This window comes from uncultured Marinobacter sp. (assembly GCF_947259545.1).
Classification (GTDB): domain Bacteria; phylum Pseudomonadota; class Gammaproteobacteria; order Pseudomonadales; family Oleiphilaceae; genus Marinobacter.
This window is the reverse complement of the sequence record NZ_CAMYMK010000011.1, coordinates 1-12,156: the sequence shown is the minus strand read 5'-3', so window position 1 is coordinate 12,156 and position 12,156 is coordinate 1. Positions and strand designations below refer to the sequence as shown.

Annotated in this window: 12 protein-coding genes; 5 read left to right on the top strand and 7 right to left on the bottom strand. The window is 56.8% G+C overall.

All coding sequences use genetic code 11. The features are described from left to right. Positions 1-61 precede the first annotated feature (61 nt). Genes hemL through Q0Y21_RS16870 form a run of 5 tightly spaced genes read right to left on the bottom strand, consistent with a single transcriptional unit; the run spans position 62 to position 5,061 of the window. Positions 62-1,342, bottom strand: coding sequence for a glutamate-1-semialdehyde 2,1-aminomutase (hemL, locus tag Q0Y21_RS16890; RefSeq protein ID WP_297797977.1), 1,281 nt, complete (start codon positions 1,340-1,342; stop codon positions 62-64). Positions 1,343-1,344: 2 nt separating this feature from the next. Beyond that, positions 1,345-2,055 (bottom strand): thiamine phosphate synthase, encoded by a 711-nt coding sequence (gene thiE / locus Q0Y21_RS16885; RefSeq protein ID WP_297797975.1) that lies wholly within the window; start codon positions 2,053-2,055, stop codon positions 1,345-1,347. A 4-nt stretch (positions 2,056-2,059) separates the two neighbouring features. Continuing rightward, on the bottom strand, positions 2,060-2,821 hold the full coding sequence (locus tag Q0Y21_RS16880; RefSeq protein ID WP_297797973.1) for a hydroxymethylpyrimidine/phosphomethylpyrimidine kinase: 762 nt from the start codon (positions 2,819-2,821) through the stop codon (positions 2,060-2,062). 38 nt (positions 2,822-2,859) lie between these two features. Further along, the gene (gene hemJ / locus Q0Y21_RS16875; protein ID WP_297797971.1) at positions 2,860-3,282 is read right to left on the bottom strand and encodes a protoporphyrinogen oxidase HemJ; all 423 of its coding nucleotides are present in this window, start codon (positions 3,280-3,282) and stop codon (positions 2,860-2,862) included. 3 nt (positions 3,283-3,285) lie between these two features. Beyond that, complete coding sequence (locus tag Q0Y21_RS16870) at positions 3,286-5,061, bottom strand: chloride channel protein (protein WP_297797969.1); 1,776 nt, start codon at positions 5,059-5,061, stop codon at positions 3,286-3,288. 146 nt (positions 5,062-5,207) lie between these two features. Between Q0Y21_RS16870 and argC the strand changes: the two genes are divergently transcribed. From argC to erpA, 4 genes are all read left to right on the top strand, one after another. Next, positions 5,208-6,245, top strand: coding sequence for an N-acetyl-gamma-glutamyl-phosphate reductase (argC, locus tag Q0Y21_RS16865; RefSeq protein WP_297797967.1), 1,038 nt, complete (start codon positions 5,208-5,210; stop codon positions 6,243-6,245). Between the two features lie 9 nt (positions 6,246-6,254). Then, positions 6,255-6,995, top strand: coding sequence for a DUF6776 family protein (locus Q0Y21_RS16860; RefSeq protein WP_297797965.1), 741 nt, complete (start codon positions 6,255-6,257; stop codon positions 6,993-6,995). Between the two features lie 3 nt (positions 6,996-6,998). After that, positions 6,999-7,463, top strand: a complete 465-nt coding sequence (locus tag Q0Y21_RS16855) for a polymer-forming cytoskeletal protein (RefSeq protein WP_297797963.1) — start codon at positions 6,999-7,001, stop codon at positions 7,461-7,463. An 86-nt stretch (positions 7,464-7,549) separates the two neighbouring features. Continuing rightward, positions 7,550-7,882: an iron-sulfur cluster insertion protein ErpA gene (gene erpA / locus Q0Y21_RS16850; RefSeq protein ID WP_297798503.1), complete on the top strand. Its 333-nt coding sequence runs from the start codon at positions 7,550-7,552 to the stop codon at positions 7,880-7,882. On the opposite strand, the gene Q0Y21_RS16845 is transcribed toward erpA, so the two are convergent. Together Q0Y21_RS16845 and Q0Y21_RS16840 are read right to left on the bottom strand one after the other, a co-directional pair. Beyond that, a complete protein-coding gene (locus Q0Y21_RS16845; protein ID WP_297797961.1) occupies positions 7,883-8,980 on the bottom strand; it encodes an anhydro-N-acetylmuramic acid kinase in 1,098 nt (365 codons plus the stop codon). Between the two features lie 4 nt (positions 8,981-8,984). After that, complete coding sequence (locus Q0Y21_RS16840) at positions 8,985-10,376, bottom strand: peptidoglycan DD-metalloendopeptidase family protein (protein WP_297797958.1); 1,392 nt, start codon at positions 10,374-10,376, stop codon at positions 8,985-8,987. 302 nt (positions 10,377-10,678) lie between these two features. Here Q0Y21_RS16840 and tyrS point away from each other — a divergent pair, with 302 nt between their 5' ends. Next, positions 10,679-11,881: a tyrosine--tRNA ligase gene (gene tyrS, locus Q0Y21_RS16835; protein WP_297797956.1), complete on the top strand. Its 1,203-nt coding sequence runs from the start codon at positions 10,679-10,681 to the stop codon at positions 11,879-11,881. Positions 11,882-12,156 lie beyond the last annotated feature (275 nt).

Sequence of the window (12,156 nt, the reverse complement as noted above, 5' to 3'; positions counted from 1 at the left end):
AGAGGTCACGGGCGTGGCCCCGGATGACAAGCCAAAGGGGGCTTGCCATCCGGGTTTGGGTTCACAGTGTCTTCATCACGCGTTTGGCTGCCGCTATGGTGTGATCAATGTCATCCTGTGACAGCGCTGCGTTGGTGAATCCGGCTTCGAACGCGGAGGGGGCCAGATAAACACCTTCCTTCAACATGCCCTGGAAGAAGGCCTTGAAGCGTTCCACGTCACACGCCATGACCTGGTCAAATCGGGTGATGGCCGGTGCGTCGGTAAAGAAAAAGCCGAACATGGCGCCCGCACTCTGAACCGCGAGAGGAATGCCGGCTTCATCCGCGGCTTCCTTGAGCCCGTCGCGCACGGCATTGGTTTTCTCGGTCAGCCGGTCATAGAAACCCGGTTCGGAAATCGCGTTCAGGGTGGTCAGCCCGGCGCACATGGCCAGGGGGTTTCCGCTCAGGGTGCCGGCCTGGTAAACCGGTCCGAGTGGGGAAATATGCTCCATGATTTCCCGTTTGCCACCGAAGGCGCCAACCGGCAGACCGCCACCGATGACCTTGCCAAGGGCCGTCAGATCCGGCGTGACGCCGTAGTAGCCCTGGGCGCCACCGAGTGAGACGCGGAAGCCGGTCATGACTTCGTCGAAGATCAGCACAGTGCCGTGCTCATCACACACTTCCCGCAGCGCTTCCAGGAAGCCGGGTACCGGTGGGATGCAGTTCATGTTACCAGCAACAGGTTCCACGATAATGGCGGCAATGTCGTCGCCCATCCTGGCGAAGGTGTCCCGTACATTATCGATGTCGTTGAAGGTCAGCGTCAGGGTATGTTCGGCCAGACTGGCGGGGATGCCTGGCGAATTGGGTACGCCGAGAGTCAGGGCTCCTGAGCCGGCTTTTACCAGCAGAGAGTCCACATGACCGTGGTAGCAGCCCTCGAACTTGACGATCTTGTCCCGGCCGGTGTAGCCGCGGGCAAGGCGAATGGCACTCATGGTTGCTTCGGTGCCCGAGTTCACCATGCGCACCAGATCGATGGAGGGGACCAGTTCGCACACTTTTTTGGCCATTTCGGTCTCAATGGCGGTCGGTGCACCGTATCCGACGCCGAGGTCGATCTGGGCGTGGAGGGCGTCTTTGATCAACTGGCTGGAGTGGCCAAGGATCATCGGGCCCCAGGACCCGATATAGTCGATGTAGCGACGATCATCCTCATCGAACAGGTAGGCGCCTTCGGCATGCTTGAAGAAGATGGGCGTGCCGCCCACGCCCTTGAACGCCCTGACGGGGGAGTTAACGCCGCCGGGAATATATTTCTGGGCCTCGGCAAAGAGGGTTTCGGAGTGAGTCATGTTCAAGGCTCCTGATGATTTGAAAGCGTGTCGTGAATGTTCTTCCGGGGCTGGAACAGCGGGTGATGGGCGGCGAACAGTCGCGAAAACTCGCGCGCCTGTCGTTCTGTATATTCAGGGTTGCCGTCGAACAGGTCGCCGACCACCGCAAGCATATCCGCCCCCGCCTGGATAAGAGCGCTCCCGTTTCCTGTTGTAATTCCGCCAATCGCGGTCAGTGGTCGCTTGTACTGGCGGGCGCTCGCCAGCACCGAGAAATCTGCCGGCGGTGCATCGGGTTTGGTGGCCGAGCCGAAAAAGCGCCCGAAGGCGAGATAGTCTGCGCCTTCCCCGGTGGCTTTCGCGGCCAGCGTCAGGTCGCCATGGCAGGTCGCACCAATGATCGCACCGTCCCCCAGCCGTTGCCTGGCATCAATGAGTGAGCTGTCGCTCTGGCCCAGGTGAACACCGTCGGCGCCCACACGCTGCGCCAGTTCTGGATCGTCATTGATGATCAGGGGAATGCCTGCATTGCGGCAGGCGGCGAGCAGGTTGCGGGCCTGATTCAGTCTTGTGACTGCTGAACCGGATTTGTCCCGGTACTGGACCATAACCGCTCCCCCTCGCAGCGCGGCCTCCACCGTCGGCACCAGTTTGTCGTCAGGCAGAAGAGTGCTGTCGGTTATGGCATAAAGGCCAGGCGCGAGGCCTTTGGCAAAAGGGGCTGCTGTCATGAGATCACTGTTCCCACGGAATGCCGCGATCCGGTACCGGTTGGCCGCGACCAACCTTCAGTGCGTGGAGAATGGCGTGGTTAACAAAATTCTGAGCCTGAGAAATCGCGGCCCGTGGTGACAGGCCCTGTGCGCGCCCGGCAGCGATAGCGGCTGCCAGGGTACAGCCGGTGCCATGATATTCTCCGCCGACTCGCTCGATATGCCAGTAAAGGGGATCGGCGTCCCGGGTGTAGAGGGTATTGGTGATTTGTGGTCCCTCTCCGTGACCGCCGGTGGCCAGCACTGATTGACAACCTTCAGCGATCAGCGACTGAGCGGCTTCGGTGGGATCGTCGCTTTCGCCCAGCAGTGCCAGTTCGATCCCATTGGGGGTAATCATTTCGGCGTGGCTGAAGAGACGTTTCTTCATCGTCCGGATCAGGGCGTCGTCTGCCAGATCACCACCACCGGCGGCTTTGATGACCGGATCGGTGATGACGGGAACGTCCGGGTGCTTGCCGAGGAATTCCACCAAAACCTCCACCACGTCGGCATTGCCCAGGGCGCCGGTTTTGATGGCGTGAATGGGGGCGTCGTCTGCGACGCAGTCCAACTGCCTGCGAATCAACTCCGCATCCACCGCGCTGGCGCCATACACATTGCGCGTATCCTGAACCGTCAGACAGGTCAGGATCGGCAGGGGATGGCAGCCCAGCGCCGTTACGGCCTGGATGTCGGCTTGTATTCCGGCACCACCGGAAGGGTCAAGGCCGGACAGGATCAATACTTGGGGGCGGGTGTGACGTTTTATGGCTCAGCTCCTCAGAACGGTTTGACAACGGCCAGGATCACAACGGCGACCAGTACAAGCACTGGTAACTCATTGAACCAGCGGTAGAAGACATGATCGCGAGTGTTCCGGTCATCCCGGAAAACCTTCACCAGGTGACCGCAGTAGAAATGGTAGGCGATTAACAGCGCCACCAGTGCCAGTTTGACATGCATCCAGCCCTGGCTGAAATATCCGCCCGCATTGTAACTGATCAGCCAGACGCCAAAAATAAGCGTGGCGATCATGGAGGGGGTCGTTATGCCCCGGTAAAGTTTGCGCTCCATGACCTTGAAGCGTTCACGCCCGGGCTGATCCTCGCAGGCAGCGTGATACACGAACAGTCGTGGCAGGTAAAAAATGCCGGCGAACCAGCAGACCATGGCAATGATATGGAGGGCTTTAACCCAGAGCATCGTTTAACTCCGTCGGTATTGGTAATAGCTTTCAATGTCGGATTTCAGCACGATGCCGTACACCCGCTGGATCATGGGGGCAACATGGCGTTGAACATACAGAGCCTCCACGCTCTTGCCGTCAAACACCTCCAGTGCTTCCTCGAGCGTGGCCTGGTACTGGACCGGCGCAATATCCCGGCGGTTGGCCGGAATTTCCATCAGGTCAACGGTGTCCGCCGGTTTGGTGCCTTTTTCCGCAGCCAGTTCTTCCGCGTCTTCAAGGTAGCGGGCGAGGTCCACTGCGGGCAGCAGTGCTGTGGGACCGTTACTGCCTTCTACCACCAGCCATTTGGGCTCTGCCTTGAGTATTTTGCGAGCAGCTTCAGTCGTCAGGTGCCTCTCTGTACGCAATATGTTGCGGTCCATGATGGCGCCTACCGAGACCCGACGCAGGGCCTGAATGACGGGGGAGCTCTGGTAACTCAATCCCTGGCTTTTCAGTATGGTGAGAAACAGCGACTTTTTGCCAAAGGCTTCGCTGGTGACCAGGCTGGCGGTTGTGATGATCAGCATCCCTGGCAGCATGATATGGGGGTTCCGGGTCAGCTCCATTAATGCCATCAGCGCTGCCAGTGGCGCCTGCAGCACAGCTCCCATCATCGCTCCCATGCCCAGCATGGCGTAAAAGCCGACGGACGATGCGATGTCTGGCGCGATCTGGGCGCCAATGAGGCCCATGGCTCCACCCAGGGTGGCGCCCATGAAAATGGTCGGGCCGATAACACCGCTGGGCATGCCCAGTCCGATGGTCAGAGACGTTATAAGCAGTTTGGCGATGCCTGCTCCAAGTAGCAGCCAGAAAGCCATATGCCCGTGGATGGCCAGGTCCACGGTGTCGTAGCCAATACCCATCACTTCCGGAATAAACAGCGCAAACGGCACCATTAACAGTCCGCAGAAAGCAACGCGCAGCAGCACCGGGCGGTGGTGGTAGCGGCCCATGGTGTCCACAAGATGGATGAAGAGCGCGGCGGCCACCCCGATAATCACGGCGATGGCCAGAATCCACGGGATCTCGATCAGGGAATTCATGGTCAGTGCCGGCACACTGAACGCCGGTTCCGAGCCGTAGATGGCCTGGGTGACAATGGCTGCACTGACCGCTGCGAGAATGATGGGTGTAAAAACGGCGATGGTGTACTCCATCATCACCACTTCCATGGCGAAAATGACACCGGAAAGCGGGGTGTTGAATGAGGCGGATATCGCCGCGGCACAACCGCAGGCAACGAGGGTTCGAATGCTGTTGTTGGGGAGCCTCATCCACTGGCCCATCAGGCTGGAGAAAGCCGCGCCCAGGTGCACGGCTGGTCCCTCCCGGCCGGCAGACTGTCCGGTAATGACGGTGGTGACCCCGGTAATAAACTGAACAATGGCGCTACGAACGGAAATATAGCCCTGGTGGTAGTTGAGGCGTTCCATGATATGGACAATGCCAACCTTGCGATCATGGATGGCCAGGCGGTGAAGAAACAGGCCAAGGGCCAGGGCTCCGGCCAGGGGTAACAGTCCCCGGGTCAGAAAATCCAGCTCCTCAAAGGATTCCGATCCATCGCCCGGCAGAAAGTATTCAAGGGGCCATTCGATGGCAAGGCGGAATACCAGGATGACACCACCGGTGATCAGTCCGGAAAGCAGGCCGAGTACAGCCAGCTGCGGCAGGGCATCCACGCCGGAGAGCCTGCGACGGAAGACGGGAAACAGGTTCTCGGTAATCTGGTGCCAGATCTTTCGCATGAACGCGGGAGTTCCGGTTGTGGGTGGATCGTATGGTTATTGTAACGGGCGGCTGTCGGGCTGCAATAAGTCGTTGGCTTATCATGTTAGACTAGTGAATAGAACATGACCCGTATTATACGAAACGATCGGAGCTGGAGTAACAGGTGATAAAAGTAGGCATTGTAGGCGGAACCGGTTATACCGGGGTGGAGCTTCTGAGGATTCTGGCAGTACATCCGGAAGCAACGGTGAGCTGTATTACCTCCCGTTCGGAAGCTGGCCTGCCAGTAGCGGATATGTATCCAAACCTTCGTGGTCACTATGACCTGGCGTTTTCCGAGCCGGATCTGGATACCCTTGCCGCTTGTGATCTGGTGTTCTTTGCCACACCTCACGGCGTTGCCATGCGCATGATGCCTGAGTTGATGGCAGCCGGAACCCGCGTTGTGGATCTGTCCGCAGACTTTCGTCTGCGAGATCTGGATGTCTGGGCCAACTGGTATGGTATGGCCCATGAGAGTCCGGAATGGGCAGCAAAAGCTGTGTATGGCCTTCCGGAAGTGGTGCGGGAAGAAGTGCGGGGTGCGCAACTGGTAGCCAACCCCGGCTGTTACCCGACCGCTGTACAGCTGGGCTTTCTGCCCCTGCTGGAGAATAACCTGGTCGATCCATCCCGGTTGATTGCCGATGCCAAATCCGGTGCCAGCGGCGCGGGCCGTCAGGGCAAGATTGGCATGCTTCACGGTGAAGTTGGCGAAAGCTTCAAGGCCTACGGGGCGTCAGGACATCGGCATTTGCCGGAGATCCGGCAGGGGCTGAGCCACGCAGCAGGGCGAGATGTCGGCATTACGTTCGTACCACACCTGATTCCCATGGTTCGTGGTATCGAAGCGACACTGTACGCGGAGTTGACGAACCCCGAGGATTTCGACCAGCTGCAGTCCCTCTATGAGAACCGCTTCCGCGATGAGCCGTTTGTGGACGTCATGCCATTCGGCAGCCATCCTGAAACCCGGAGTGTACGGGGCGCTAATCTTTGCCGGATTGCGCTACATCGCCAGGAAAACAGCAATATTGTGATTGTGTCTTCGGTTATCGATAACCTGGTAAAAGGAGCTGCGGGCCAGGCGGTGCAGAATATGAATATCATGTTCGGCCTGAAAGAAACGCTTGGGCTTGAAGCGCCCGCCATGCTGCCGTAGGACGTGCCGGTGAATGAGCCCAGAAAACCGGCGGAAGAATACGTTGTCATCCGCCACCGTCCAGGATACCGGTTAAGACGTACGCTGATCCTGCTGGTGTTTTCAGTGACTGCCGCCGTTGGTGGGTACGCCGCCGGACTTGCCCAGGGCGGCTTCCGGTTTTCCTCGGTTGAGGACTCCCGTGATCGTCTGGAGCGGGAAGTTGAGGAGCTTCAGGACCGGTACAGTGATGCGTCCCAGCAATTGGTGAATCTGGAGCGGGGGCGCACGATTGATAAGCAGGCCCTGAATCAGGCTCGTAAGAGCATAGTCGATCTGGAAACCCAGATTGTTTCACTAAAAGCAGACCTGACTTTCTATCAGAATATCATGGCGCCTTCTGAGACAAGCAAAGGGCTCCAGGTGGACCGATTGTCCCTGCAGCAGGGGCGTCATCAGGACGATTACAGTTTCAAACTGGTGCTAACGCAGGTTGGCAACAACAAGAGTTATATTTCCGGCGTTGTTGCCGTTAACGTCATTGGTAAGCGCAATGATGAGAAAGAAGTGATAGCGCTTCGCGATCTTTCTGAGGATATTGATGATCTTGGCGTACAGTTCCGCTTTCGCTACTTCCAGGATATTGAGGGGCTGCTGAAGCTGCCATCGGATTTTGAGCCGGTGGAGGTGCAGGTGGTTGCCCAATCCGAGGGCAAAAAATCTGCGCAGGCCGAACGTACATTTGATTGGGTTGAACTAACGGAGAACTGAAACATGCTCGGCAAGAAAAAACAAAAACCTCGTCGTCCGACTGGTCATTTCGACACCCTGGTGTCATCCCGCACCACAGTGGAAGGCGATATACACTTTTCCGGTGGATTGCATGTTGACGGTCGTGTCCAGGGCAAGGTCGTCGCGGAAGAGGGCAGTGATGCGGTGCTCAGAGTATCGGAAGTGGGGGAGATCACCGGTGACATCATGGCGCCTCATGTGATTATCAATGGACAGGTGCATGGTGATGTGTATGCGTCTGCCCACCTTGAACTGGCCGAAAAAGCCTCCATTAACGGGAACGTCTATTACAATCTGATCGAGATGGCCATGGGCGCTGCTGTAAATGGTAATCTGGTCCATCAGAGTGAGCCGGTCGGGCTGTTGAACAGTGACAACCAGAAGAGGCCCGCCAAAGACGTGCCGGAACACTCGGCAGAAGCGGAAGATCGGGTGGAAATCGAATAGTTGATTGTTTTAGTCAGGAATATGATAATTGTGTTGACCATACGTACAGCAATCCGGAGGCGGACTTGAGTGTAGTTCAGGAACAAATGGCCACACCGCTGTTTCTCAGTGACAGTGCCGTAGCAAAAGTGCGCGAGTTGGTTGAGGAAGAAGACAACCCTCAACTGAAGTTGCGGGTTTTTGTGACTGGTGGTGGTTGCTCCGGGTTCCAGTACGGCTTCTCGTTCGATGACAATCAGGACGAGGAAGATACAGCAATTGAAAAGGATGGCGTGACGCTGCTGGTGGATCCCATGAGCTATCAATACCTGGTGGGGGCAACGGTGGAGTACACGGAAGGCCTTCAGGGCTCGCAGTTTGTGGTGAGTAACCCTAATGCAAGTTCCACCTGTGGGTGCGGTAGCTCCTTTTCCATCTGATCAGGCGAAATAGACTGCGCCGAGAATCCTCTCCCTGGACGCCCCGGTTACCTCAGGCAGGTTTCCGGGGCGTTTTTCCATGGTTTGCTTGGCCAGCCAGCCGAAGGCAACCGGTTCCACCCACTGAGGGTCAAGCCCCAAGTCTGCTGTAGAGGTGATTGTCAGCGGGCTGCAGGCACGCTTCAGTTCCCGCATCAGAAACGGGTTCCGGGTACCGCCACCACAGGCAAAAATAGTCATATCCGGCGCATGTGGTAGTTGGCGGGCAATGGACGCCACCGTGAGCTCCAGCAACGTTCTCTGCACATCAACTTCAGACACTTCCGGATGTCTGCGCGCCAGGGTTTTAACCCACTCCAGGTTGAACTTCTCTTTCCCGGTGCTTTTCGGGGGCGGCCTCATAAAGTAGCCGTCCGAGAGCATATCTTCGAGTAATTCCTGATGGATCATGCCTTCTTCGGCCCATCGCCCATCTTCATCGAAAGGGCGTCCGGTCTGGTACTGACACCAGGCGTCCATCAGGGCGTTAGCGGGGCCAGTGTCAAAACCGGTGACCGCCTGACTTCCACTGGCCGGCAGACAGCTGATATTGGCGATGCCGCCAAGATTGAGAATGCAGCGGTTTTCAGCCTCCGAGCCAAAAAAGGCTTTGTGAAACGCCGGAACGAGCGGTGCACCTTGTCCGCCTGCTGACATGTCCCGCCGGCGAAAGTCGGCCACGGTGGTAATGCCTGTTCTCTCGGCAATCAGGTTGGGGTCGCCAATTTGGAGGGAAAACGGTGTGTTGCCCCGGGGTTGGTGGCGAATCGTCTGGCCGTGGCTGCCGATGGCTGAAATTTCGCTGCGGGGGATGCCTGCCTTCTCGATGGCAAGTGTGGCCGCCTCAGCAAACAGGCTGCCCACAATGTGATCCAGCTCGCCGAGTTCGTCGGGTGTGCCCTGATTCTGGCTTAACTGGGTCAGGCGTTGGCGAATATCCTCAGGGTAAGCAATGCTGTGCGTGGTGTGTATCTGGATCCGGTCAGACAGAAAGGACACCAGCACGGCATCAATACCGTCCATGCTGGTGCCGGACATCAGTCCCAGCCACTTGCTCATGAGCTTACTCGTCCCGGTCCTGGGCCATTGCGAGCTGCTGGTGGCCGTCGCGGTACACTTCGAGCTGGGCGACCTGCTGCTTCGCAAACTTGCTGAAACGAGCCATTTCGGATTTGGGTACCGGTTTGGCATCCGGCAGATCCACCGTGCGGGAGTTTCGTGGTGCGCCGTTCTTGCGGAATTCATAGTGCAGGTGTGGCCCGGTGACCATGCCGGAGGAGCCGACGTAGCCAATGGTCTCCCCCTGTTTCACTCGGGAGCCGTTCCTGATGCCTTTACCCAAACGGCTCATGTGCGCATACAGGGTGGTTATGTTGTCGCCGTGAGTGAGAATTACAGTGCGGCCATAACCGCCCTTCCAGCCAGCGAAATGTACACGGCCATGGCCGGCGGCCTTGATGGGGGTTCCGGGAGGGGCGGCATAGTCAGTGCCCTCGTGAGGGCGAACGACATCAAGAACAGGGTGGCGGCGTTGCATGTTAAAGGGGGAGGAAACCCGTGCGTTGATCGGCGTCCTCAGGAATGCCTTGCGCATGCTGGAGCCATCCGGAGAATAATAGTCGCTGTCACCATGGCTGTCGGTGTAGAGGAGCGCTACGTTGTCTTCACCCCTGTTAATAAAGCGGGCAGAAAGAATGCGACCGGTGTCGAACTTTTCGCCGTCGAGGTAAAGTTCTTCATAGACCACCTCGAACCGGTCGCCTTTGCGAACATCGTACACAAAGTCGATGTCCCACCCGAAGATGCCAGCCATCTCCATGGCAAGCCTGTCGCTCATCCCGGCTTCGCGGGCTGCAACATAGAGGGAACCGTCGATGACACCGGAGGCGAAGGCCGGACGGGCTTCTGGCTTGAGGACAACAGTCTCTCCCTTGAAGCCGTCCTCGTTTCTGGAAATGTGAAGGGTTTCCAGCAAGCTGCGCTTCAGGTCAACGGCCGCCAGGTCACCATTGGCATCGGTAGCGAAGGCGATGGTTTCGCCTGCGTACAGGCGCTGCAGTTTGCTTGCGTCACCTTCACCGTGGATGACCTTGAGCATGATGGCATCGTTGAACCCTGCTTCACGGAACAGAGAGGACAATGTGTCCCCTGACTTGATCTTGTGTTCCTGCCAGTTCAGCTTGGGCGCCTGGTCCTCTGCCGATTCGGCGCTGGCGAGCTCGGTATTCACTGTCGCTGAACGCTCGTTCGCTCCGGACGCGGACCTATCTTCAGTTGCAACCGGAGTGCTTTCCTTGGGCGCAGAGTTGGTGACTGGGTTGCCATTCAGGTCCAGGGAATAGGACATTCTCTTGGCCTCAACGTCGGAGCTGGGGCTCATGAGAATGGCGGTCGTTACTACCACTGTTGCCGCGGCAGCAATGGTAATGTGTGTTTTGGGAAACGTTTTTAGCACGTGTGACACCCGTTTTAATCGGTATTCCGGTAGGTTGAACTACCTAATTAAAGCTGTTGTTCAAGTATAGTCCAACAGATTACCGTATAAAATGCATGTGGGACAGCGTGTAACATTACGGTTACGGCTCCATCCGCCAGATTTCTGGTGGCGTCATTGCTATAATGCGCCGCCCTGTATATCCGAATTTGCTCAAAATCTGAGCATTTAATGTATCAGGGGATCGGGTAACTCACAGATTTCTTTTGTTGAAGTCTGTAACTGAGAGAATCTTTCTAGATAAAACTGGGGACGTGTAGTTCATGGCATCTATCGATGAGGCGTTAGCCATAATCAAGCGTGGCGTTGACGAATTGATTCCGGAAGACGATCTGGTCGCAAAATTAAAGGAAGGTCGGCCGTTGCGTATCAAGGCGGGGTTTGACCCCACCGCGCCGGATCTCCATCTTGGGCATACTGTCCTTATTAATAAGCTGCGGCAGTTTCAGGATCTGGGGCACGAAGTCATCTTTTTGATTGGCGACTTCACCGGCAAGATTGGTGATCCCACTGGTAAGAGTGCGACGCGTCCCCCGTTGACCGACCAGCAAGTGGCGGATAATGCCGTTACCTATAAAGAGCAGGTCTTCAAGATTCTGGACCCGTCGAAAACCCGTGTGGTTTTCAATTCCGACTGGATGGGCAAGATGAGTGCGGCGGATATGATCCGGTTGGCCGGTCAGAGCACTGTGGCCAGGATGCTTGAGCGCGACGACTTTTCAAAGCGCTATGATTCGAATCAGCCCATCGCGATTCACGAATTCCTTTACCCGCTGGTGCAGGGGTACGACTCCGTAGCGCTCGAGGCGGATGTCGAGCTTGGCGGCACCGATCAGCGTTTTAATCTGGGGATGGGGCGTACGATTCAGAGTCGCTACGGTCAGGAACCTCAAGTCATTTTGACCATGCCCATTCTGGAAGGTCTGGATGGTGTCCAGAAGATGTCCAAATCCCTGGGTAACTATATAGGGGTTAACGATGCGCCGGGTGAGATGTACACCAAGTTGCTTTCCATCCCGGATGATTTGTTGTGGCGTTACTTTGAATTACTGAGCTTCCGTCCGCTTGCGGAAGTTGAAGGTTTCCGTAAAGAGGTGGAGGCAGGCGCCAACCCCCAGGATTACAAGAAGGTGCTGGCGGAGGAGATTATTACCCGCTTCCATGATGCCGAAGCTGCAGCGACTGCGCATAAGTCGGCAGGCAACCGCGTGGGTCTTGGCGAGATTCCCGAGAATGTGCCAACCGTGGAGGTTTCTCTGGCGGGTCGTGGTGAGCTGCACATTGTGTCGTTGTTGAAAGAGGCTAACCTGGCGAGCAATGGCAAGGCGGCGAAAGACGTGTTTGGTCGCGGGGCGGTATACATCAATGGTGAGCAGGTCACTGACGAGCGGATGTTCGCGGCCGGGGATGACTATGTTGTCCAGGCGGGTAAGAAGAAGATTGCCCGTGTTCTGGTCAAGGATTGAGCGGAATCCTGGTTTTTTGAGAAAATATTGAAAAGCGCGTTGACACCTCGCCTGAGCTCTGTAGAATGCGCATCTCTTTCGAGGGGTAAGCCACTCAGGCGGCTCCGGATTCGAAAGGCAACTGTTTGAAAGTACTGAAGAAAATGAGTTTTGAATTTCTTCAGAAAGCGGTTGACAAGGTGGCGGTTCAGTGTAGAATGCGCGCCTCGAAACAAGCAGTAAGCCGGTTCATTTTTCGGCGCTTTCCGGAGACGGAAAACAAGGAAAAGTAAACG